Source organism: Pedobacter folensis, assembly GCF_056490665.1.
On sequence record NZ_JBWJIF010000001.1, the window covers coordinates 848,972 to 872,342 of the forward strand.

Annotated in this window: 22 protein-coding genes; 12 read left to right on the forward strand and 10 right to left on the reverse strand. The window is 38.1% G+C overall.

All coding sequences use genetic code 11. The annotated features are described in order from the left end of the window. The first annotated feature begins 16 nt into the window (after positions 1–16). Entirely contained in the window at positions 17–967 is a 951-nt protein-coding gene (locus tag AC04QZ_RS03325) for a D-2-hydroxyacid dehydrogenase (RefSeq protein WP_307528903.1), read from the forward strand. A 51-nt stretch (positions 968–1,018) separates the two neighbouring features. On the opposite strand, the gene AC04QZ_RS03330 is transcribed toward AC04QZ_RS03325, so the two are convergent. The 3 genes from AC04QZ_RS03330 to AC04QZ_RS03340 form a co-directional block, all read right to left on the reverse strand. After that, positions 1,019–1,165 (reverse strand): hypothetical protein, encoded by a 147-nt coding sequence (locus AC04QZ_RS03330; RefSeq protein WP_478356568.1) that lies wholly within the window; start codon positions 1,163–1,165, stop codon positions 1,019–1,021. A gap of 26 nt (positions 1,166–1,191) precedes the next feature. Next, complete coding sequence (locus AC04QZ_RS03335; protein WP_478356569.1) at positions 1,192–1,716, reverse strand: hypothetical protein; 525 nt, start codon at positions 1,714–1,716, stop codon at positions 1,192–1,194. 168 nt (positions 1,717–1,884) lie between these two features. After that, positions 1,885–2,664 carry an SAM hydrolase/SAM-dependent halogenase family protein gene (locus tag AC04QZ_RS03340; protein ID WP_057934213.1) on the reverse strand — a complete coding sequence of 260 codons (780 nt, stop codon included), beginning with the start codon at positions 2,662–2,664 and terminating at the stop codon, positions 1,885–1,887. 103 nt (positions 2,665–2,767) lie between these two features. On the opposite strand from AC04QZ_RS03340, the gene AC04QZ_RS03345 reads away from it, so the two are divergent. The 4 genes from AC04QZ_RS03345 (at position 2,768) to AC04QZ_RS03360 (ending at position 6,204) form a co-directional block, all read left to right on the forward strand. Next, entirely contained in the window at positions 2,768–3,727 is a 960-nt protein-coding gene (locus tag AC04QZ_RS03345; protein ID WP_057934214.1) for a PhoH family protein, read from the forward strand. Between the two features lie 135 nt (positions 3,728–3,862). After that, positions 3,863–4,807: a phosphoribosylaminoimidazolesuccinocarboxamide synthase gene (locus AC04QZ_RS03350; protein WP_478356570.1), complete on the forward strand. Its 945-nt coding sequence runs from the start codon at positions 3,863–3,865 to the stop codon at positions 4,805–4,807. A gap of 43 nt (positions 4,808–4,850) precedes the next feature. Next, a complete protein-coding gene (locus AC04QZ_RS03355) occupies positions 4,851–5,228 on the forward strand; it encodes an STAS domain-containing protein (RefSeq protein WP_086546302.1) in 378 nt (125 codons plus the stop codon). 70 nt (positions 5,229–5,298) lie between these two features. Further along, on the forward strand, positions 5,299–6,204 hold the full coding sequence (locus AC04QZ_RS03360; protein WP_478357414.1) for a ribonuclease Z: 906 nt from the start codon (positions 5,299–5,301) through the stop codon (positions 6,202–6,204). A gap of 343 nt (positions 6,205–6,547) precedes the next feature. Here the strand turns inward: AC04QZ_RS03360 and AC04QZ_RS03365 are convergent, their stop codons facing one another. The 3 genes from AC04QZ_RS03365 to AC04QZ_RS03375 all read right to left on the reverse strand — a co-directional run bounded on the left by AC04QZ_RS03365 (position 6,548) and on the right by AC04QZ_RS03375 (position 9,323). After that, positions 6,548–7,501, reverse strand: coding sequence for an MlaD family protein (locus AC04QZ_RS03365; protein ID WP_086546307.1), 954 nt, complete (start codon positions 7,499–7,501; stop codon positions 6,548–6,550). A gap of 169 nt (positions 7,502–7,670) precedes the next feature. After that, entirely contained in the window at positions 7,671–8,447 is a 777-nt protein-coding gene (locus tag AC04QZ_RS03370; RefSeq protein WP_478356571.1) for an N-acetylmuramoyl-L-alanine amidase family protein, read from the reverse strand. Between the two features lie 12 nt (positions 8,448–8,459). Then, a complete protein-coding gene (locus tag AC04QZ_RS03375) occupies positions 8,460–9,323 on the reverse strand; it encodes an N-acetylmuramoyl-L-alanine amidase family protein (RefSeq protein WP_086549322.1) in 864 nt (287 codons plus the stop codon). Between the two features lie 164 nt (positions 9,324–9,487). Here AC04QZ_RS03375 and AC04QZ_RS03380 point away from each other — a divergent pair, with 164 nt between their 5' ends. The 5 genes from AC04QZ_RS03380 (at position 9,488) to trxA (ending at position 15,805) form a co-directional block, all read left to right on the forward strand. Beyond that, positions 9,488–12,058 carry a putative LPS assembly protein LptD gene (locus tag AC04QZ_RS03380; RefSeq protein WP_478356572.1) on the forward strand — a complete coding sequence of 857 codons (2,571 nt, stop codon included), beginning with the start codon at positions 9,488–9,490 and terminating at the stop codon, positions 12,056–12,058. A gap of 4 nt (positions 12,059–12,062) precedes the next feature. Then, positions 12,063–13,307, forward strand: coding sequence for a competence/damage-inducible protein A (locus AC04QZ_RS03385; RefSeq protein ID WP_478356573.1), 1,245 nt, complete (start codon positions 12,063–12,065; stop codon positions 13,305–13,307). A 56-nt stretch (positions 13,308–13,363) separates the two neighbouring features. Continuing rightward, positions 13,364–14,716 (forward strand): dihydrolipoamide acetyltransferase family protein, encoded by a 1,353-nt coding sequence (locus AC04QZ_RS03390; protein ID WP_478356574.1) that lies wholly within the window; start codon positions 13,364–13,366, stop codon positions 14,714–14,716. Between the two features lie 64 nt (positions 14,717–14,780). After that, positions 14,781–15,395 (forward strand): hypothetical protein, encoded by a 615-nt coding sequence (locus AC04QZ_RS03395; protein WP_478356575.1) that lies wholly within the window; start codon positions 14,781–14,783, stop codon positions 15,393–15,395. Between the two features lie 113 nt (positions 15,396–15,508). Continuing rightward, positions 15,509–15,805: a thioredoxin gene (trxA, locus tag AC04QZ_RS03400; RefSeq protein ID WP_086546318.1), complete on the forward strand. Its 297-nt coding sequence runs from the start codon at positions 15,509–15,511 to the stop codon at positions 15,803–15,805. Here trxA and pdeM read toward each other — a convergent pair. From pdeM to AC04QZ_RS03420, 4 genes are all read right to left on the reverse strand, one after another. Next, positions 15,802–16,440 carry a ligase-associated DNA damage response endonuclease PdeM gene (gene pdeM, locus AC04QZ_RS03405; RefSeq protein WP_086546320.1) on the reverse strand — a complete coding sequence of 213 codons (639 nt, stop codon included), beginning with the start codon at positions 16,438–16,440 and terminating at the stop codon, positions 15,802–15,804. The two genes, trxA and pdeM, sit on opposite strands and share 4 nt — an antisense overlap. A gap of 34 nt (positions 16,441–16,474) precedes the next feature. After that, positions 16,475–18,952, reverse strand: coding sequence for a ligase-associated DNA damage response DEXH box helicase (locus AC04QZ_RS03410; RefSeq protein WP_478356576.1), 2,478 nt, complete (start codon positions 18,950–18,952; stop codon positions 16,475–16,477). Between the two features lie 289 nt (positions 18,953–19,241). After that, entirely contained in the window at positions 19,242–20,831 is a 1,590-nt protein-coding gene (locus AC04QZ_RS03415; RefSeq protein WP_478356577.1) for an ATP-dependent DNA ligase, read from the reverse strand. Positions 20,832–20,833: 2 nt separating this feature from the next. After that, on the reverse strand, positions 20,834–21,862 hold the full coding sequence (locus AC04QZ_RS03420) for a ligase-associated DNA damage response exonuclease (protein WP_086546326.1): 1,029 nt from the start codon (positions 21,860–21,862) through the stop codon (positions 20,834–20,836). A 155-nt stretch (positions 21,863–22,017) separates the two neighbouring features. Between AC04QZ_RS03420 and AC04QZ_RS03425 the strand changes: the two genes are divergently transcribed. Then, positions 22,018–22,629, forward strand: a complete 612-nt coding sequence (locus AC04QZ_RS03425; protein ID WP_478356578.1) for a SatD family protein — start codon at positions 22,018–22,020, stop codon at positions 22,627–22,629. Continuing rightward, positions 22,629–23,339 carry a DUF3307 domain-containing protein gene (locus tag AC04QZ_RS03430; protein ID WP_478356579.1) on the forward strand — a complete coding sequence of 237 codons (711 nt, stop codon included), beginning with the start codon at positions 22,629–22,631 and terminating at the stop codon, positions 23,337–23,339. Before AC04QZ_RS03425 ends, AC04QZ_RS03430 begins: the two co-directional genes overlap by 1 nt. Positions 23,340–23,371: the final 32 nt, after the last annotated feature.

Consider the following 23,371-nt stretch of genomic DNA (forward strand, 5'->3'; position numbering starts at 1 on the left):
TGCTATCATACATACAATGATTAAGATATTAGCAAACGATGGGATTGATCCGATCGGAAAAGAATTATTAGAAAAAGCAGGTTTTCAGGTTGATACCGAGACCGTTCCTCAGGATCAACTGGCTGAAGCTTTAAAAAACTACGATGCCATTACCGTACGTAGTGCAACAAAAGTTAGAAAAGAATTAATTGATGCCGTTCCAAATATCAAATTAATTGGTAGAGGTGGAGTAGGTATGGATAATATCGACGTAGAATACGCCCGCAGTCAGGGTATTAACGTGGTAAACACACCAGCTGCATCTTCACTATCAGTTGCCGAATTGGTATTCTCTCACTTATTTACCGGTATCAGGTTTTTACAGGATGCAAACCGTAAAATGCCTGTAGAAGGTTCAACCCAATTCAACAACCTTAAAAAAGCTTATGCTAAAGGGACTGAATTAAGTGGTAAAACGATTGGTATTATTGGTTTCGGCCGTATTGGTCGCGCTACTGCAAAAGTGGCTTTAGGTTTAGGTATGAATGTTTTAGCATACGATTTATATCCTTCAGAATCTGAAATCACTTTAGAATTCCAGGGTGGAAAATCAGTAAGTATTCCAATTAAAACGGTTTCTTTAGATGAGGTAATTACAGGAAGTGATTTCTTTAGTTTACATACGCCATTTGCCGATAAACCGATTTTAGGCGCAGAAGAGTTTGCTAAAATGAAAAACGGGGTAGGTATTGTTAACTGTTCACGCGGTGGTACAATTGATGAGCCAGCTTTAATTGAAGCACTAAATTCTGGTAAAGTTTCTTTCGCTGGTTTAGATGTTTTCGATAACGAGCCTACACCATTGGCAGAAATTTTAACCCACCCTAAAATCTCTTTAACACCACATATTGGTGCCTCAACCAACGAAGCGCAAGAACGTATCGGTACAGAATTGGCCACGTTGATTATTGAGCATTTTAAGAAATAATAAATAAATCTAGACCTTATAGGTTTTGAAAACCTATAAGGTCTTTATATTCTAATCTAACGCATTCGTTAGCACCCAGTAGCGATAACCCAATATTGCTTTCTGAAAAGTAGTAAGCTTATTCGGATCTTTTTTATACAGACTTGGTAAAATGGCCTTGTTAATTTTAACCAGGATCTTAAACAGTGACTTTTTCATTTGTTTAATTTTTTAAAACGCTGCTCTTAGGCACTACCCTTAGCATTTTCATACTGCTGTAACTTCTTATTGAAGAAATAAAATCCTCCTGCCATTACTAAAATCAAAAAGACAATGATGTAGGTTGATAAACCTCCCTTGTTCTTTTTCTCTAAATCTTCTTTGAGTTGTGCATTCTGATCCTGCAGTTTTTTAATGGTTTGCATATAACGCTCTATGCGTTCCTGAGAATGATCTGCCACCGCTACTTTCTGCTGGTTCTGCAAATCTTTATAATCCATTAATACCTTCAGCTCTTTGAAAATATTATTATCAGTTAAAACCACCTGACGAAGAATTTCATTGGAATTTTTAATATCCCGTTTGGTTTGCCAGCCAAATATTCCGGTTCGCTGATTTAAACTTTCATCATACTGACCAAACTTGGCACTTCTTTCTGCAAGCAATGAATTTACTTTAGCACGCTGTGCAGCATAAGCCGTGGTATCTTGCTGCGCAAAGGCATGCATATTCATTAATAAAATAACAAACAGATAAAAAAATTTCTTCATGCGGTATAAACGTGAAAAGGGTAGAAGTTGTTTTATTGGTTCATTAGTTCAGTCGTCATTGCTTATTAGTTGCAATATTAAAGAGTTCTTCATGCTGAATTTATTTCAGCATCTATTTTGCTGTAAAATCTTTTTGTATGAAGCTTAATGAACAATTTAACTAAAAAACTAAGGATGAAACTCCACCCGAACAATATCACCTAAATGCAAGCCTAATAAGCCACTCGCTTTTCCCTTGTTAATCGCAATTTCCAAATGGTTACTAATACCGAACAGGCAAAGTTTTTCGCCCTCCTGTACTTCATTATAATGCCAGCTCAACTGGGTAATGGTTTCGCTTTTTCTAAAGTATAAAGTAAAATCCCTGTTCTTCTGGATTTTTGTAAAAAGATCTTTCGTAATGTTGGTAATTACATTGCAAAAAGTATCGATATATACTACGCTTCCGCGAATCACATCCCGCTCTATCACAGGATGTAAAAGCATCTTTTGTTCAATCTCTGCTACAGGTAAACCGATGTCTTTCAGTTTGCCTCCTTTAGCCAGATGTGTTGCTGCTTTAACAAAAATATCTACCAAAGGGAAGTGCAGGTATTTCAAATCCTGCATAATGTTCAGCTCTACCACATCTTCCGGAATATCATCAAAAAGAAGCGAGAAAATACCATTATCAGCCCCTACAAAAAAGTGATCTCGATGCTTTACAGCAATGTACTTAGTGTTTTCGCTATAAACAGAATCAATGCCGATTAGGTGTACCGTGTTCTTCGGAAAGTATGGATAAGCGTTTTTGAGGACGAAGGCAGCGTACGAAATATTGAATGATGGAACCTCGTGGGTAATATCAACTAAATTAACATTAGGCATAAGACTCAACAGACTACCTTTAAGGGCACTCTGGTAAAAATCTTTTGAACCTAAATCTGTTGTTAAAGTAATTATCCCCATTAAAAATTCATTATTATTGCTTATTCTTGTGTACAGGCCTAAGCGTCTGCAAATATTCAAATTTTAATTAATATACCCCGATAACTTTTTAAAATACTACAGTTTGAACGAATTAAAATTAACTCTGGATACCGTAAATCCTGCTCACTTTTGGGGGCCGAATAACGAGAATTACGAAATGATTAAAGGTGCTTTCGCGAAGTTGAAACTGGTAGCGAGAGGTAGTGATGTTAAGGTTCTCGGTGATGAACAGGAACTTAAGACTTTTGAGGATAAGTTTAACCAGCTTATTGCACACCTCGAGAAATATAGCTCACTTACCAATAACGACGTAGAATCTATACTGGGTGCAAAAGCAGCTGGTGTAGTAAAAAAAGATGTAGAACAACCAACCGGAGGTGGAGGAGAAGTAATTGTTTTTGGTACAAACGGTCTTTTGGTTAAGGCACGAACTGCCAATCAGCGCAAAATGGTGAGCAGTATTGCTAAAAATGATATCCTGTTTGCCATTGGCCCTGCCGGAACAGGAAAAACATATACCGCCGTAGCTTTGGCGGTTAGGGCATTAAAGAATAAAGAAATTAAACGCATCATTTTAACCCGCCCGGCAGTTGAAGCAGGGGAGAACCTGGGTTTCTTACCCGGCGATTTAAAGGAAAAAATCGATCCATATTTACGCCCGCTTTACGATGCTTTGGACGATATGATCCCTGCGGAGAAATTGAAATTCTACATCGAAAACCGTACAATAGAAATTGCGCCACTGGCCTTTATGCGCGGACGTACCTTAGATAACTGTTTCGTGATCTTAGATGAGGCCCAAAACGCCACCGATATGCAGTTAAAAATGTTTTTAACCCGTATGGGACCAACGGCTAAATTTATCGTTACAGGTGATGTTACACAGATCGATTTACCTAAAAAACAGATGTCGGGTTTATTTAATGGCTTAAGGATTTTAGAAGATATTAAAGGAATCGATATTATTTACTTAAGCGGGGAAGATGTGGTAAGACATAAATTGGTGAAGGATATCTTGAAAGCTTACGGCGATATTCAGTAAGTCGGAGGTCAGAAAGTCAGGGGTCCGAAGTTTAGGTCTTACAACAGAACTACTTCGGACTTTTGTTTTTTTTACACTTTATCATCCGACTCCGGTCTTCGGACTTTCGGACTTTTTTCCTATTTTTATCCCCTCATGAAAGCACTAAAAGAAACTCATTTCAATTTCCCAAATCAAAGTAATTTTTACAAAGGTAAAGTTCGCGATGTATACACAATAGCCGATCAGTTTATGGTAATGGTGGTATCAGATCGTATTTCTGCTTTTGATGTCGTATTACCTGAAGCTATTCCATTTAAAGGACAGGTATTGAACCAGATTGCAGCTAAATTTTTAGCCGCTACTCAAGATATCGTTCCAAACTGGGTTTTAGACATTCCAGATCCAATGGTTACCATTGGCCGTATCTGCGAGCCCTTTAAAGTAGAAATGGTAATCAGAGGTTACTTAGCTGGTCATGCCTGGCGCGAATACAGTGCTGGTAAACGTTCTGTTTGTGGTGTTTCTTTGCCTGATGGATTGAAAGAAAATGACAAATTGCCTCAGCCAATTATTACCCCTACGACAAAAGCTTCGGTAGGGCATGATGAAGACATTTCGAAAGAGGATATTTTAGCCAAAGGAATTGTTTCTATAACCGATTACGAAAAGTTAGAAGCGTATACTTATGCTTTGTACCAAAGAGGAACTGAGATTGCAGCAAAAAGCGGATTAATTTTAGTAGACACTAAATACGAGTTTGGTGCTGCCGATGGTGTAATCTATTTAATCGATGAAATTCATACACCAGATTCTTCACGTTATTTTTATGCTGAGGGATATCAGGATCGCCAAAATGCAGATGAGCCACAAAAACAGCTTTCGAAAGAGTTTGTCAGAAAATGGTTAATTGAAAATGGTTTTCAGGGAAAAGATGGACAAGTGATTCCGGAAATGACCCCAGAAATTGTAAATTCAATTTCAGAACGTTACATCGAACTTTACGAACAAATTGTAGGAGAGACCTTTATAAAAGCTGATGCTGATGCCATTTCCAGCCGTATTGAAACCAATGTTTTAAAGGCTTTGGAAACACTTTAAATTCGAAAGAAATTTATACATTAGTAAAATAAAGATTAGAGAGATGAAATTTTCAGTTGATAAACACGATAAATATGTAACCTTAAAGTTAGAAGAACTTAAGTTTACAAACGATAATGCTCCAGGTTTGAAATCAGAATTCTATTTGCTCAATGCAGAGGGATTTAAAAATATTATTGTTGATTTAAGTCATGTTACAGAGTGTAGTGATGCACAGGATTTAAGCTGCTTATTGGTTGGCGACAGGCTATGCAAATCGGCAGGTGGATTATTTATTGTAACCGGAATTAATGACGAGCTGGCATCAATTATCGAATTATCAAACATATTTCAATCTGTAACGTTTGTTAATACTATAGACGAAGCGACTGATTTTATCTTTATGGATGAATTGGAAAAAGAGTTTAGAGGCGCTAAATAACAAAGTATTTAAATAACATTCTGGCCTCGTAGTTTTTAAAAATCTACGAGGCTTTTTATATCTGATCATGATGAAATTTGAAGTTACAATTTTAGGAAGCAGTTCTGCAACTCCTGTATTTAACAGGAATCCCTCGGCACAGCTTTTAAATTGTAATGAAAAATATTACCTGATCGATTGCGGTGAAGGTACACAGCAACAACTGGCCAAGTACAATCTTAAAGCTGCCCGCATCGATTATATTTTCATCAGCCACTTACATGGCGATCATTACTTCGGTTTAATCGGTTTGCTATCCAGTTTGCATTTAAACGGCAGGATAAAACCCATGCAGATATTTGGTCCCAAACCTTTATTAGAAATTTTAGAGATTCAGTTCAAATATTCGGATACGGTGCTGAGGTATCCCATCGAGTTTTTCCCAATCGAAGCCGATCAGTCTACACAGATATTCGAAAACAGCGATTTAACAGTTAAAACAATTGTTTTAAATCACCGTATTCCTACTACCGGCTTTATCTTTCAGCAAAAGAAACGCCAGCGCAAACTGATAAAAGAGAAGACTGATGAAGTGCCTATGGCTTATTATACGGCCTTAAAGAAAGGAATTGACGTTACACTTCCAAATGGCGAGATTTTACGCAGTGAAGATTATACAACCGAGGCAGATGCGCCACGTTCTTATGCCTATTGCTCTGATACCTTGTTTGATGAAAGTTACTTTGCGACCATAAAAGATTGTGATACACTGTACCACGAAGCGACCTTTATGCACGACTTACTGGATCGGGCTAAAGAAACACATCACACCACCGCTTTACAGGCAGCAGAAGTAGCAAAAATTAATGGCGCAAAGAAATTACTCATCGGCCATTTTTCTTCCCGTTACAAAACTTTACAAATGCTTTTGGAAGAAGCACAATCTGTTTTTGAAAATACAGAGCTTGCGGTAGAGGGGAGAACTTTTCAGCTTTAGGAATTTTATCTTTTTTTACCACAGAGCGCACGGAAGAATACGCAAAGAATCACAGCGTTGGGCGCAAAATAATTGTTAATACAATCTGCGTCTATCTTCTTAAATCTGCGGGAACCTATAGCAGAAATTTTTCCCGCGGATAACGCAGATTATCGCAGAATTAATTCCATCCATTTTATTTTGTTTAAAGATCCTTCATTGTATTCAGGATGACAAAAAAATAAGCCATTCAATTTTCCGTGCCATCTGTGCTTCCGTGGCAAAAAATAGGCACATAAAACTACAACCATAAAAAAAGCCTTGCAATTTAAAACTGCAAGGCTTTCGAATTTATAAAAATTAATTACTTGTCTTTTTTATTGCCACCACCAAATACTGAGAAGTGTACATAACGCTTAGGATTGGCTTTTAAATCGATCATTAATTCATCCAGGTTCTTTGAAGCATTATTTAAATTCTGATACATTTTATCATCATTTAATAATAATCCTAAACTGCCTTTACCATCTTTAATTCCCGAAATTACACTTTGTAAATCAGCAATGGCATTGTTTGCATTATCTAAGGTTTGTTTAAAGTTAGCGGCTGCAAACTTATCGGTAACCGTATTAATATTGGTTAAAATATCGCTGATTTTTTGATTGTTGTTATTTAAGTTAGCGGTAATGCCTTCAACGTTTTTGAAAATGGCTTCAATACGTGCACTCTCCGAACCAACTAAACCATCAACTTTTTTAGAAGTTGTTTCTAAAGAAGCCAATGTACCGGCAATACTGTTAAAGCTTTTATCAACGTTTTTCTGAAAGTTAGGATTCAGGATAGAATTTACACTACTTAAAATAGAGTCCATTTTACCAATAATTAATTCTGCTTTCTTCTGAACTGGCTGTACTTGCTCCATTAAGCCTTTTTCTACATTCGCATTTAAAGTATAACCATCTTCTGCCATTTTTTTAGAGTTACCCAACGACATGACAATGGCCTTGCTACCTAAAAGGTCGGTGCCTTCAAGGCGGGCAATACTATTTTCAGGAATTTCATATTTGCTGTTTACACTTAAGGTGGCGAGAATGCTACCGTCAGGTTGTAGCTCCAATTTGGCCACCCGGCCAATCTGATAACCATTAATCAGGATAGGTTTCGACACTGATAAACCATCAACCCTGGTATATTTTGCGTATAATGTAGTTTCACTTGAGAAAATTGAATTTCCTTTTAAAAAATTATATCCAATTATTAATAAAGCAATGGCAAATGCAGCTAAAATACCTACTTTGGTTTCGTTCTTAATCTTCATGAGTGTTTTATTTAATGGCTACAAGTACAGAAATATCCTTTCTTCACTTGTTTGAGCGTAATTAATTTTCTTGTGCTAAACCTTATAAATACACAAAGGCTGCACTATTTGTTTGGTATCCGTTTTATATTTTTTCCAAAGTTAAAATAACTATCATTTATAATGCCACTTATTTAACCTCAATATTTTTTTTGTATGTTTTTATTGCTTCCAAAATAGAATTGGCGATCTCGTTTTGTCCATTTTGCGAATTAATATACTTTTCTTCCTCTGTATTCGAGATAAAACCTACTTCAGTTAAAACAGCTGGCATCCCACAGCGCTGCAATACCAAAACCCCTTGCTCTTTAACACCACGACTAAGTCGTTCATCTCTGTTGATATAGCTGTTCTGTATTAATTTGGCAAATTTAATGCTTTTATCTCTGAAGGTATTTTTTAAAAGCGATAAAAGAATAAAACTACTTGGGTTGCTGGGATCATAGCCATCGTACTTGCTTTTGTAGTTCTTTTCCAGTTTAATATCGGCATTCTCACGGATAGCAGCGTCTTGTTCTTTTAAGCGGTGCGACCCTGCAACCAATGTTTCTACTCCTTTAATATGTTTGTTACCAGGCGGCATCGAGTTACAGTGTACGGATATAAAAAGATCTGCATTGGCTTCGTTGGCTATTTCCGCACGCCGGTACAAATCAACATCAATATCAGTTTTACGGGTGAAGATGATTTTAATATCAGGCATTTCCTCTTTTAACAATGCGCCTAATTTTAATGCAACCTTTAACGAAATATCTTTTTCTTTCGAAAAACTGCCAGATGCACCAGGTTTTCTGCCGCCATGACCAGGATCAATAACAATTGTTTTGATCTTATAACCCTGAGCGGGGGCTTTTTCAGCAACTAGCAACGAAAAGAAAAGTATTGTAATCAGAAGTTTAATCTTCATGCACGAGGAATATTAAAATGATGTTTCAGCTATACGTTTATAATTTTTAATTGCTTTAATAATTCCGTTCACAATTTCACTTTGTCCCTCAGGAGAGTTCATGTAATCTTCTTCATCAGGATTACTCACAAAACCAATTTCAGTTAATACTGCAGGCATAGCTGCACGAGCCAGTACCGCAAGGCTTTTCTCCTGTACACCTCTGTTGATCCGGCCAGCGTTAACATATTCCTGTTGAAGCATTGAAGCAAACTTTAAACTCCTTTCTCTATTAGTTTGTTTCATTAAAGATAACATAATGTCGCTTTCAGGTGTGTTCGCAATAAATCCTTCATAGTTTTTCTGATAGTTCTCTTCCAGAAACATGGATGCATTCTCCCTTTTAATCACCTCATCCTGCTCACCTAAACGGCCCGTTCCCGATACAAAGGTTTCTGTTCCCCTTGTTGAGGTACTTTTCGAAGTAACCGTTCTATAAACAGGGACTTTTCGGCCCCGGACTTTTTTATAATAATCAACCACTCTCGATACCCTAACCGGCATATCATTTAAGTGAATGGAAATAAATAAATCGGCTTTTGCATTATTTGCGATATTGATCCGCTCGTATAAAGGAATAAACACATCCGACTCCCGGGTATAAATCACTTTGATATCTTTCAAACTATCCTGAAGTGCCCGGCCAAGGTTCAATGCCGTTTTAAGGGCCACATCTTTTTCCTTTGAATACACGCCATGGGTGGCACCATCTTTACCACCATGACCAGCGTCGATCACAATTGTTTTAATTTTATATTCTTGCGCAAACACCTGATTATCAATTGAATTTGATAACACCAGATAAATAATAATGGTTAAAATGGATTTAAGATACATCAATGGTATATTTTTCACTAATTTTGAACGTTTTTGATTAAACATTTGTGCAAAAATAACATTCAAATACGAATTTGAAACTTCTTAAGAGCTCTATTTTACTAATATCTGTCATTTTATTAACACTTGTTGTTGGTAAAGCTAACGCATTTTCTCATTTTTCATTGCAACAAATCATCCAGCAAGACACAACCAAAAAGGATACGACTAAAAAGACAGGTAAAAATAATAGCAGTATCGACCAGAAAGTAGAATACAAAGCGGAGGATTCGGTAAAAATGAGTGCCGATAAAAGCATTGTCTATTTATATGGAAACGCCAGGGTGGTATATGGTGATTTTGAACTAGATGCGGGTTATATCAAATACGATAAAAAGCAAAATTCTATTTTTGCCCGTGGTGTTAAAGATCCGAAAACGGGTAGGTATACCGGAAAACCAATCTTTAAGTCGGGCGCTGATGGAACAGCCATAGCCGATTCTATTTTTTACAATTCAGAAACAACCCGGGCCAAAGTATATGGCGTTTTCTCTGAACAAGAAGGAGGTTTCTTCTCTGGCGGACAGAGTAAAAAGCAAATAGATGATGAGCTGCACATTAAAAATGTAATGTACAGTACCTGTAATCTTCCACACCCGCACTTTGGATTAATGATTTCTAAAGGGGTGGTAACAGAAAAACAAATCATTACCGGGCCGGTTTACATGATTATTGAAGATATTCCCACATTTCTGGGGCTTCCGTTTGCATTTTTTCCAAAACCCAATAAACGAACATCAGGTGTAATCCTTCCCACACCAGGTGAAGATGCAACCAGAGGTTTTTTCTTGCAAAATGGTGGTTATTACCTGGGATTAAACGATTACTGGGATGCTAAACTTTTAGGATCTATTTATACCAATGGTTCTTATGAAACAAGTTTACTGAGTAATTACACCAAAAGATATAAGTATAACGGTAACATTAATTTAGCGTATTCGAGTTTTAAAGATGGTTTGGAAGGTACTGAGGCCTTTAGAAACCCCACCAAAAACTTTAGCATTAACTGGAGCCATAGTCAAAATGCCAACGCCAATCCGGGTACCACATTTAGTGCCAGTGTAAGATTGGTATCAACAGGAAAAAGGGGATACTATAAAAATACGGCCGCAGGTACTACTTACGACATTAATACGATTGCAACCAACTCCACAAGTAGTAGTATCAGTTATGCGAAAGCCTATTCGAATGGGATGAACTTCTCTTTGGCTGCATCAAGTGATCAGACTTTAAGTACCAGAGCAATATCGTTAAGATTGCCCGAAATGACATTCAACGTACCTACATTTAACCCATTTCGTCCTAAAGATGCGGTTGGCGAACAAAAATGGTATGAAAAACTTACCATAGGTTATAGCTTACAAGGAACAAACCGAATAGATACTTTTGATAGTTTGCTTTTTCAAAATGATGGTTTAAAACGGTTAAGAAGTGGTTTTTCACATAGTATTCCGGTAAACATGTCGTTTACGGCTTTTAAATCTTATTTAAATTTTAGTATTGGCGGTACTTATAATGAGGTTTGGAATTTCCAGAGTGTAAACAGAAGATATACCCAGTTTGCCGATAACACCTATACTTTTAGAGAAGACACCATTAGTGGCTTTAAAAGAGCAGGTAGTTACAGTTTATCAACCAGTATGTCAACTAAAATTTATGGAAGAAGAGATTTTAATCCGGCTGGCAAAATCCAGGCATTAAGGCATGTAATCACGCCAAACGTATCCTTCTCTTACTCTCCAGATTTTACCAAAGCAGGAGCAGGGCCATATAGGGAAGCTTTATACAAAGGCAATCCAATTTTAGTGAATGGAGTACCTTTAAAATATTCTATTTTTGATGGTATGGCACAGCCAGGCTCTTTTGGCGGACCCAATGCATCCATTGGTTTTGGGGTAGATAATACGGTAGAACTAAAGGTGAGGAATAAAAACGATACAACCGGAACGGGTTCAAAAAAGATCCCGATTATTCAGGGTTTGAGTTTTAGCGGCTCTTATAACTTCTTAGCCCCATCTTATAAATTATCTACAATAGGCTTTAGTGGCCGATCGCAGTTTACCGATAAATTAGGGATCAACTACAATGGAACGTTAGATCCATATGCTTTAAAAGATACCACGGTTAATGGTCAAACCATTAAAATAAGAGAAGACCGCTTATTTTTCCAAAAGAATAAATTCCTGCCACGTTTAACCAACTTTGGTTTCTCATTCGATTACAGTTTAAACCCAGAGGCTTTAAAACGTAAAAACGAAGCCAACGATAAGTTAGGTGAAGCTGCGAATAAAAAAGGGATGACTGATATACAGTCGGAGCAATTAGCGGCGATCAGTCGTGATCCGAATGCCTTTGTTGATTTTAACATTCCATGGAATTTCTCGTTCTCTTATAGTTTTCAATATTCTAATGATGGAAACAACAGTACAATTTCGAATACACTAAACTTTAATGGTGATGTTAATTTAACACCAAAGTGGAAAGTTACCTTTAACTCGGGTTACGATTTTAAGAACAATGGTTTAACCCCAATGAATTTAGCGATTTACCGCGATTTACATTGCTGGGATATGAGTGTAAACTGGGTTCCGTATGGTGCTTACAAAAGTTATTCTGTTACCATAAAAGTTAAGGCATCGATATTGCAGGATTTGAAATTGAGCAAAAGACAAGGTTTTTACAGCACATACCAATAAATTTATGCTAGCCGAAATTATTACCATTGGTGATGAGATTCTCATTGGCCAAATCGTTGATACCAATTCTGCCTGGATGGCTAAACAGTTAAATTTAATTGGTGTTTCCGTTAAGCAGATTACTTCAGTTTCTGATGATGAGCAACATATTATTGAAGCGCTCGAACTTGCCGAAAAACGTGCAGACATTATTTTAATTACCGGCGGCTTAGGTCCAACCAAAGATGATATCACCAAAAAAACGTTAGCTAAGTATTTTAATATGGGCTTTCGTAATGATGCCGGTGCATTGGAAATGGTTCGTCAGATTTTCGAAAAATACAATCGCCCTTTATTGGATATCAATATCCAGCAGGCTGATGTTCCCGACGGTTGTGAGGTTATTGTAAACAAAAATGGTACTGCTCCGTGCATGTGGTTTGAACAAAACGACACCATTTTTGTATCGATGCCGGGCGTGCCTTACGAGATGATGTACCTGATGGATGACGAAATTCTGCCCAGAATTACAAGTAGGTTTAAGCTGCCGTTTATTGTTCATAAAACTATTCTTACTGCCAATATAGGCGAATCATTTCTGGCCAAAGAGATTGAAGAAATCGAAGACAGTTTACCGGCGCATATCAAATTGGCTTATCTGCCAAAACTAGGACAAGTACGTTTGCGCTTGTCGGCCAAAGGCGATAACGAAACCGCATTAAACCAGGAGGTTGAACTATACGCCAAACAGATCATTTCCAAAGTAAATAAGTTTGTGGTAACGGATGAAGATATTCCTTTGGAAAAAGCGATTCTAAACCTGATGAAAAGTAAAGGTTTGACTTTATCCACAGCAGAAAGCTGTACCGGTGGTTATATTGCACACTTAATTACACAGCATCCGGGTTCTTCTTCAGTTTATTGGGGCGGGGCAGTAGCTTATGCCTACGAACTTAAAGAATCTATCCTCGGTGTTAAAGAAAGTACATTAACTACTTTTGGTGCTGTAAGCGAACAAACCGTAACAGAAATGGCCCAAGGCGCAATTACACATTTTAAAACTGATTATGCTATTGCGGTTAGTGGCATTGCCGGTCCGGATGGTGGAACAGAAGACAAGCCAGTTGGTACCGTATGGATTGCGATTTCTTCAAAACGCAAAACAGTAGCTAAGGTGTTTAATTTCAGCAACAAACGCATTCAAAACATAGAACGTTCTGCGGCATCGGCTTTAGCCATGCTATTAAATCTCCTTAAAGAAACAGTTTAGAAAGAATAAAAACTGTATTTTTGTGGCGTTACCAATATAAAATACTGTAATTTAATATGGCTCAATACGAACTATTGTTACCAAAAATGGGTGAAAGTGTTGCGGAAGCAACGGTGATTAAATGGGTAAAACAACCAGGCGATTCTATTGAATTAGATGATACCATTCTGGAAATCGCTACTGATAAGGTAGATTCTGAAGTTCCTTCTCCGGTGGCCGGTAAATTGGTAAAACAGTTATTTGCGGCAGATGAAGTTGCACAGGTGGGCGATGTAATAGCCATTATTGAAACTGAAGGTGGAGACAGCCCAACAACTGAAGCTCCGGTTGCAGAAAAACCAATAACTGAGGAAAAAACCGAAACTATTCCTGGAATTGCACAACTACCATCAGAAAATACTATCGTAGCAACTGATTTCAGCTCGTCTGAACGCTTTTATTCTCCTTTGGTTAAAAGTATTGCTGCACAGGAAAACATTTCCCTGGCTGAGCTGGATGCAATTAAAGGCTCTGGTGCGGATGGACGTTTAAATAAAGATGATTTATTAGATTATATTGCTAAGAAAAACGGTGGAGAATCAATATTAACTCAAACCGTTACGATCACAGCACCTGTTCCGCCAGTAAGCCAAATCACTGAAAATAAAGCGACATCATCAGCGCCAGTTGTAAATAAAACATCAACAACCAGTGTTAGTGGCGGCGACGAAATTATTGAGATGGACAGAATGCGTAAACTGATTGCCGATCATATGGTAATGAGTAAAACCACTTCACCGCATGTAACTTCGTTTGTTGAAGCTGATGTAACCAACATGGTTTTATGGCGCAATAAAGTAAAAAACAGTTTCGAGAAACGTGAAAATGAAAAAATAACGTTTACCCCAATATTTGTAGAGGCAGTAGCCAAAGCGATAAAAGATTTCCCGATGATCAATGTATCAGTTAATGGTACGCAGATTATCAAAAAACGCGATATCAATATTGGTATGGCTGCCGCTTTACCAAGTGGAAACCTCATCGTTCCTGTAATTAGAAACGCCGATCAGTTAAATTTAGTTGGCTTAACAAAAGCAGTTAATGATTTAGCGACAAGGGCGAGAAACTCTAAATTAAAGCCTGACGAAACACAAGGCGGAACTTTTACGCTAACCAATGTGGGCAGTTTCGGCAATGTAATGGGTACGCCGATTATTAACCAGCCGCAGGTTGCTATTTTGGCAGTTGGTGCCATTAAAAAGAAACCTGCCGTACTGGAAACCGAACATGGTGATGTGATTGCGATCAGACACATGATGTTTTTATCTTTATCGTACGACCACAGGGTTGTAGATGGTTCCTTAGGGGGAATGTTTGTACGTAGAGTTGCAGATTATTTAGAGGGCTGGGACCTGAACAGGGAGATTTAACCAGTTTACAGTTAAAAGTTTACAGTTGGCTAATACCAACAATTTACCAGTTTAACAATCAAAAATGTTAGCTTCAAATTTAAAATCAATAGTTTCTGATAACGTACTGCATGCCAAATGGTTGAATACGTTATCTTATATGGAGAATGCAGGTGCGAAGAAGATTTCAGCTTCTGAGCATAAAGAACATGTAAACCTGATTATCCTTAAACACGCTGCAGAAGAACATCGTCATGCTTATTATTTGAAAAAGCAGATCTCGAAGATTGACGAGGCACTTTGCAAAACCTATACAAATGCCGAACTATTATCTCCAAATCACACGAAATACTATTTACATGCTTTAGATATCGCGGTTTGCCGTTATTTAAAAGCTGAATTTAATCTTTCCGGTTATGATTTAAAATTCGCGGCTTATTTATTTGTGACTTACGCCATCGAGGTGCGTGCGGATGAGTTGTATCCAATTTATCAAGCCGTTTTAGATGAGGCTAAAAGCAAGGTAAACGTAAAATCGATTATTTTGGAAGAAGAGGGGCATTTGGAAGAAATGATGAACCAATTGGTCAGTTTTTCTGACGATTGGGAAAATCATGCAGCGGAAGTAATCAAAATCGAAAAAGCTTTGTTTGAAGGATGGGTTGCGGCCTTAGCAACAGAACTTCCGATAAGTGCTTAAATAATAGCTGATCGCAATGGCGAAATATATTAAGAAGTCAAGTTTTTAAAACTTGACTTCTTTGGTTAAAAACCAATTTAATTTATTGTTGTTTCTAAATAAAAACAAATATCATGGCTAAATTTTCAGAATTAATTAATGGCGATAAGCCTGTGCTGGTTGATTTTTTTGCCGAGTGGTGTGGTCCTTGTAAAATGATGAAACCCATTTTAGAACAATTAAAATCTCAGGTAGGAGATTCCCTTTCGATTATCAAAGTCGATATTGATAAAAATCAACAAGCTGCTTCTTCATTTAATATCCAGGGTGTACCGACCTTAATTCTCTTCAAAAATGGAAAACAGGTTTGGAGACAAAGTGGTGTTTTACAGGCATCGCAACTGAAGCAGGTAATTGATGCCCACGCTTAAACTTCTACCACACTTTTAGGTGTTACTGCAAAAATACGCTCATTCATTTTCGGATAAATGGTATAAAGCCCTGTAAATAAACTAAAAGCGGGCAGCACAGCGTAATCTTTACCGAAATAGAAACAAGGAAATTTTAATCGTTGTTTGGCTTTGCCCACAATGGTTACACCTGGATGAACATGGCCACTAATTGGGTATAACTCTTCTTCCGTACAATTGGGCGCGTCGTGGATAAAACAAAAAGGTCCTAAACAAAAACTCGGTTCATGTATTTCGATATCCATTGCAGCATAATTGGTAGCTGAAAGCCTGTCGTGATTTCCTTTTACCAATAGAAAATTAAGCTCCTGATATTGTTTTCTCCAGGCCGAAAATTCATCAATATCGGTATTTAAACCATGATGAAACATATCTCCGTTAATGAGCAATGTTTTGGGATGGTATTGTTTAATTAATAAACTTAAGCGTTGAAGATCTGTTTGGGCAAGGGTAGCTGGTACTTGCAAACCTGCCTGACGGAAGTGTGCTGTTTTACCTAAATGTAAATCGCTTATGGCCAACAGCTGATGTTTGGGTAAAAATAAAGCCCGCTCTTTGTCTAAAATCAGTTCTTCGCCTTGGCTGGTAATGGTCATTTATATTATGCTATGTCATCCTGTGACAGGTAATTTATTTAATTTTTTCCGATTCGGCCTTCATCCGGGCAATGCGTTGTTCCAATTCTTCTGAGCTCATATTTTCACGCAGACTATCTACTTTAATTGGGAAGGATAGTGGTGTAAAACTTTTAGGATTAGTAATTATAATCGCTCCATGCTGGATTCGATCCAATGCAGCTGCCAGTCTGGGTTCTTCCAGTTGTTGGTAAAAAACCTCATCGTAAGCCTGTCGCAAAAGTAAATTATGTTTATCATAATCGCTAAAAACATTAAAAAACAAACCGGCAGATGACTGGAGATGTTTATTGGCAACATATTTCCCAGGGTATCCCTGAAAAACGAGTCCTGAAATACAGGCAATATCTCTAAATTTCCGTCTGGCCATTTCAGTTGAATTGATACTCAGCGTAATGTCTTCAGTTAAATTTACAGGCGAAAAAACCTCATAGGCTATCGATTCGTCCATAGGTATTTCCGTTTCACTCAAAAGTTCAAAACCATAATCGTTCATGGCAATGGAAAAACTGATGGGCAGCAATTTACTTAAACGATAGGCGACCAGCGCGGCCAAAACCTCATGTACCAATCGCCCTTCAAATGGATAGGCAAAAAGGTGAAAACCTTCTTTATTATTAATGAGTTCGATTAGCAATTCGTCGTTCTTGGGTACATGGGAGCGTTTTTCTTGAAGTAAAAACAAAGGATACACGGCATCTAATTCTTCATCCTGATGGGTTTTATCCAATGCTTCATTGTATTTTTTCCGCAAAACCGAGCCTAAATTAGACGACAGGGGTAGGCGGCCACCATTCCAGCTGGGAGAGATTGCATTTTTCTGTTTGCTCACCCTCACCACAACGGTCATGTCTTTTATCTGGATAAATTCTAAAACCCTTCCTGCCAAACGAAAATTATCGCCAGCTTTTAAACGGGTAACAAAATATTCTTCCACCATTCCAATATAACCACCAGAAATAAACTTCACCTTCAGCATGGCATCGCTTACAATGGTACCGATGTGTAAACGGTGCCGCATAGCAAGCTGACGGCTTTTTACTTTCCAAAGTCCGTCCTCATCCTTAACCACTTTTTTAAATTCGGTATAAGCACTTAAACTATCACCTCCGGAGGTGATGAACTGCATGACCCAGGTCCATTCTTCAGGCAGAATCATTTTAAAAGCATGCGTATGCTTAATTTCTTCATAAATGATTTTATCATCAAATCCGTCGCCTATGGCCAGTGTAACCAAATACTGAACCAGGGTATCAAATACCATAATAAAAGGCTCACGGCTTTCTATATTGTTTGTTTTGGCCGCTTCTTTAATCGCAGCTGCTTCTACCAGTTCTAAGGCATGAGTAGGAAGAAAATATATTTTAGAAATTTCATGAGGGGAGTGGCCCGAGCGGCCCGCCCTTTGTAAAAACCGGGCTACGCCCTTTGGCGATCCTACCTGAACAACAGTATCAACAGGTTTAAAATCTACGCCCAAATCTAACGATGAAGTGGCAATAACTGCTTTAAGCTGTCCGGTATGCAAAGCATCTTCAATCCAGTTACGGAGTTCGAAATCTATCGATCCATGGTGTATGGCAATCCGCCCGGCCAGTTCAGGTTCGATATTCAACAAATGCTGATACCACATTTCCGATTGCCCGCGGGTATTGATAAAAATTAAAGTGGTTTTACTTTTCTCAATAATCGGTAAAAGTTTATAGGCTAGCTTCAAACCCAAATGCCCGGCCCAGGGCAATGTTTCGATATCATCAGGTAAAATTGATTTGATTAGGATTTTCTTTTCTAAATCGGCTTTAACAATAATCCGTTTGGCCTCCAGATTGGGTTCGAGCACATCCAGCGCCTCTTCAATATTCCCTATGGTGGCTGAAATGCCCCAAATCCTTAAAAACTGATTTTTCTCCAGTTTTTGCAAGCCTTTAATCCGCGATACAGCCAGCTCAACCAATACGCCACGTTTGCTCCCTAAAAGCTCGTGCCATTCATCAGCAACAATACACTTCAAATTTCTGAATAAAGTTGACGATCCTTTTTGTGCCAGTAACAAGTGCAGGCTTTCCGGGGTAATCAACAAAATTTCGGGCATCGATTTTTTCTGCTGCAATTTCTCCGCCTGAGAAGTATCGCCATTACGCACACCAACATGCCAATCCAGTTCCAATTCCAGTAAGGTTTCGCGCATAGCCCTTGCAATATCCTTGGCTAAAGAACGGAGCGGGGTAATCCAGATTAACTGTAAACGGTCTTTCGCTTTTTTGTTGTTGGCTGCCGACGCATTTAAAGCCTCAATAACCACCGCTAAAAATAAAGAAAAGGTCTTTCCGAAACCTGTGGGTGCGTTTACCAAACCACTGTAACCATCCAAATAATACTGCCAGGCATCTTCCTGAAACTGAAAAGGCTTGCGTTTATTGGCCTTTAGCCAGGCTTTGATCTTTTTATAACCCTTGGTTTTGGTTTGGTCCATCCCTAAATATTGTTCTATATTGGTTTTGGTGGTTTAATTCCTTTATTATTTTTTTGAAAATCAATAACTTAATCCTTCGGCTAAAGCAGTCCCGCCATACGCTTTACCTTTTTTGTAGTCATGGTCAAATTATAATTTCGCCTAACAAAAAAGGTATCGCTGCTGTCGGGTTTAAAATCGATAGGCAAACCTATTAAGCTAAACTAATTTCCTCGACCTGTGTGCCACAGACCGAAATTTTTAAATTTTAATCTGGATGGTCTGTGAGGACACAGACCATGGAATCTCATTACAACGTAGATTGCAGTAACTGCCTCAAATCTTCCAGCGTATTAATTTCATCAGCTTTTTTGTCTTTTCGCCAGCGCAATATACGTGGAAAACGCAAAGCTAAACCTGCTTTATGCCGTTTGCTTTCGGCAATTCCCTCAAATGCAATTTCGAAAACCAATTCGGGTTTTACGGTACGCACCGGGCCAAATTTCTCAATCGCATTTCGGGTTACAAAAGAGTTTACCTCTTTAATTTCTTTATCTGTTAAACCCGAATAAGCTTTTGCAATCGTGACTAAATTTTCACCATCACGAACGGCAAAAGTATAATCGGTAAAGAAATTAGCCCTTCTACCGCTTCCTTTTTGTGCATAAATCATTACCGCATCAACCGTATATGGATTGATTTTCCACTTCCACCAGTCACCCCGTTTTCTGCCGCTGTGGTAATGAGAAGTCAACTTTTTAAGCATAATTCCTTCGCTGTTAATCGAGCGCGAAGTTTGTCTTAAAGCCGCCAGTTCTTCCCAGGAGCTGCAATTGATCACAGGAGATATCACCACCGCACTTTCAGCTAAACCGCCAAGCAAGCCCTCCAGTATCTTCCGTCTTACACTTAAAGGTTCTTCCCTGAAATCTTTGGCTTCGTATTCTAAAATATCATAAACAAAAAAACCTATGGGTGCTTCTTCCAGTTGTTTTTTATTAATGGTTTTACGGTTTAAGCGTTGTTGCAGGGTACTAAACGATAACACCTGTTTATCTTGTACAGCCAATATTTCTCCGTCTAAAACCACACCATCAGGTAAAACATCGAGCATAAAATGCAGCTCGGGAAATTGTTCTGTAACCAGTTCTTCGCCGCGACTCCAGATAAATAACTCTCCGTTTCGCTTTACAATCTGCCCGCGGATACCATCCCATTTCCATTCGGCTTGCCAATCTGATATCTCTCCCAGCTTTTCTGGTTCCTGCTCTAAAGCATAGGCCAGGCAAAAGGGGTAAGGCCAGGAGTTATCGGTATTTACATGAATACCGTTTATCAGTTCGTGGAAGGTAATTTCATAAGGATTCCATTTACCCATAATGCTATGCATAATCTGGGCACTATCTAAACTGCTCTGTTTCGCCAGTGCATTCACCAGCATTTTATTGGAAACACCAATCCTGAAATTTCCAGAAATCAGTTTGTTAAAAATAAAACGTTCCTGTGTTTCGAGTTTGTTCCATGCGTTCAGAATAAATTCTTTTTTGGTATCGTCATCTTTACCCTCCAGATCATGCAAATCTTCAACCCATTTATGTAATTGAAAATCAGAAGTATTTTCTGCCGGGGGCAATAACAATGCGATGGTTTCACTTAAATCGCCAACGTTGGCATAACTCTCGGCAAATAACCATTCTGGGGTTTCGGTAATGTCTATCGCCCAGTATTTAAGTAAGGCTGATTTAATCGGTCTTTTAGGCTTTTTACCTGTAAATAACGCAATCACCCATACCTTATCTTTGTCATCGGCATAGTTAAAATAACTAACCAATGCCGCAATTTTATCGTTGGTTTTATTACTCAGTTCGAGCTGCTGGATCAATTGGGCAAAACGTTTCATCCTTATTTATTTTCGTTTTGATTAGCCAGGTCCACTTTGTTTTCTTCATCATCTTCTTGCCCGAACTTAGTCAAAACTTCAGATGCTTCTATTCCTTCATCATTTAAAAACCGGCTAAAAGCTGCCGTAAAACCATGGGTAACATACACTTTTTCTGCACCTGTTGCAGTAATGGCCTCCATTAAACCGGGCCAATCGGCATGGTCACTTAATGCAAAACCAGCATCGGCACTTTGCCAGCGGCGATGCGCCCGCACCTGCATCCAGCCAGAGCAAATACCTGTTACGGGGTGGGCCAAATTTTTGATCCAGCGGCTATCCCTCATGGCTGGTGGCACAATTACAATACCTTTCTGCAATTCATCTTTAGTGGTTTCAGGGGTAATTCTGATGGTTTTAGGAAGCTTTACACCCGCATCAATAATTACTTCATTCAGGTTAGCAATACTGTTATGTACGTAGATAGGAATATCGCCAGCCAAGTTTTTAATTAAACGTTGTGCTTTGCCTAAACTATAGGCAATTAATACACTTGTTTTTTGCTGCGTAATATTATCGCTTACCCAACTTTTGATCCCATTAAAAACAACTTCCTGCTTTTGCCATTTGTAAACGGGCAGGCCAAAAGTACTTTCCGAAACAAAAGAATGGCATTTTACAGGTTCAAATGGCGTGGTAATGCCATCGTCTTCAATTTTATAATCACCAGAGATGACACAAATTTCACCTTTATAAGCTAAACGTACCTGGGCAGACCCGATAATATGTCCGGCAGGAAAAAATGAAATATTTACGCCATTACGGACGATGCTTTCTCCATATTCCAATGTTTCTACGTTCAAATCTTCGCTGATCCTGCGTTTTATAATGGGTTTGGTTAGGGTATGGCAGAGATAATATTTATTTCCAAAACGCACATGATCGCTATGTCCATGCGTTGTAACGGCATAATCTACAGGCCACCAGGGGTCTATATAAAAATCGCCCTGCTTACAGTAAATGCCTCTTTTGGTAAATTCGATTAATGCCATAGCTACTAAACAATAAATTTATCGATTAGTTTTAGATTAATATCGGGTAAATACCCGATAATTTAAAATATCGGCTAATTACCCGATAAATACTAATATCGGCTAATTACCCGATATTAGTTTTGAAATATGAATAATTAGTTCGATATTGTAGTATGATTTGCATTATAACAGGTGATATTGTAGGCTCAAGAAAGATTAAAGATAGCTGGTTATTAAGCTTAAAAAGCGCTTTAAAAATCGTTTCCGATCAGAATAGTAAATGGGAGATTTACCGGGGGGATAGTTTCCAGGTAGAAGTTGAGCCAGAAAACGCCATCAGGACTGCTGCTTATTTAAAAGCCTGCATCAGGGTAAATAAACCTGCAGATGTAAGGATGGGCATTGGGATTGGAGATATCAAAAACAAACGGAAAAAACTTTCAGAATCCAGTGGTGATGCTTTTGTAAACTCAGGAGCGGCTTTTGACAGCTTAAAACAGGCCAAGGTTAATTTAGCCATTAAAACTGATTCTGCTGATTTTGATGAGGAAATTAATGTTTTAATAAAGCTTTCGCTAATATCAATGGATAGCTGGGGAGTTGTAGCCGCCGAAATGGTAAAACTGGCCTTAGAGAACAATAACCTATTACAAAGTGAGCTGGCAGCCATTTCTGGCCGAACGCAATCCTCTGTAAGCGAAGCATTGAAACGTGCACATTATACCGAAATTATGGAAATGGACAGGCTTTACCGTAAAAAATTGAACCAAATGATTTTAAAATAATGGATATCTATTTAATCAAACTTATTCTTGTCCATTTAATTGGAGATTTCTTTTTACAACCCAATGCCTGGGTAAAAGATAAAGAAAGCAAAAAATTAAGATCAATAAAGCTCTATCTGCACGTGCTTATCCATGTAGCTTTGATATTTCTTATTTTCCTGAACTTTGGCGTTTGGAAGGTAGCGCTCTCAATCGGAGTGCTTCATTTTGTGATTGACGCCTTAAAATTGGTTCTTCAGACCAAAAAAAATGCACGGATACTGTTTTTTGTTGATCAGATTTTACATTTCATTTCGATAGTAGTGGTATGGCACTTTTTTTACAAAGGAAGTTTAAATATCAGTTTTTTTAATGAAACCAAAACCTGGATTTTAATAGCTGGGGCTTTATTTTTAACAATGCCTACATCGATTGTGATGCGGGTGATTATTGCCAAATGGCTTCCTGATAACCAGCCAGACAGTCCGCAGTCGCTACAAAATGCAGGTAAGTATATCGGGATACTGGAAAGGGTACTGATTTTCTTGTTTATCTTAACCAATCATTTCGAAGCTGTTGGCTTTTTACTCGCAGCCAAATCTATATTTCGGTTCGGTGATTTAAAGGAAGCACACGATCTTAAATTAACTGAATATGTACTGATCGGAACTTTGTTAAGCTTCGGAATAGCCATTGTAACAGCCATGCTGATTCAAATGTTTATGGCATAAAAAAAGCAGCCCGAAAGCTGCTTTTAAATTTT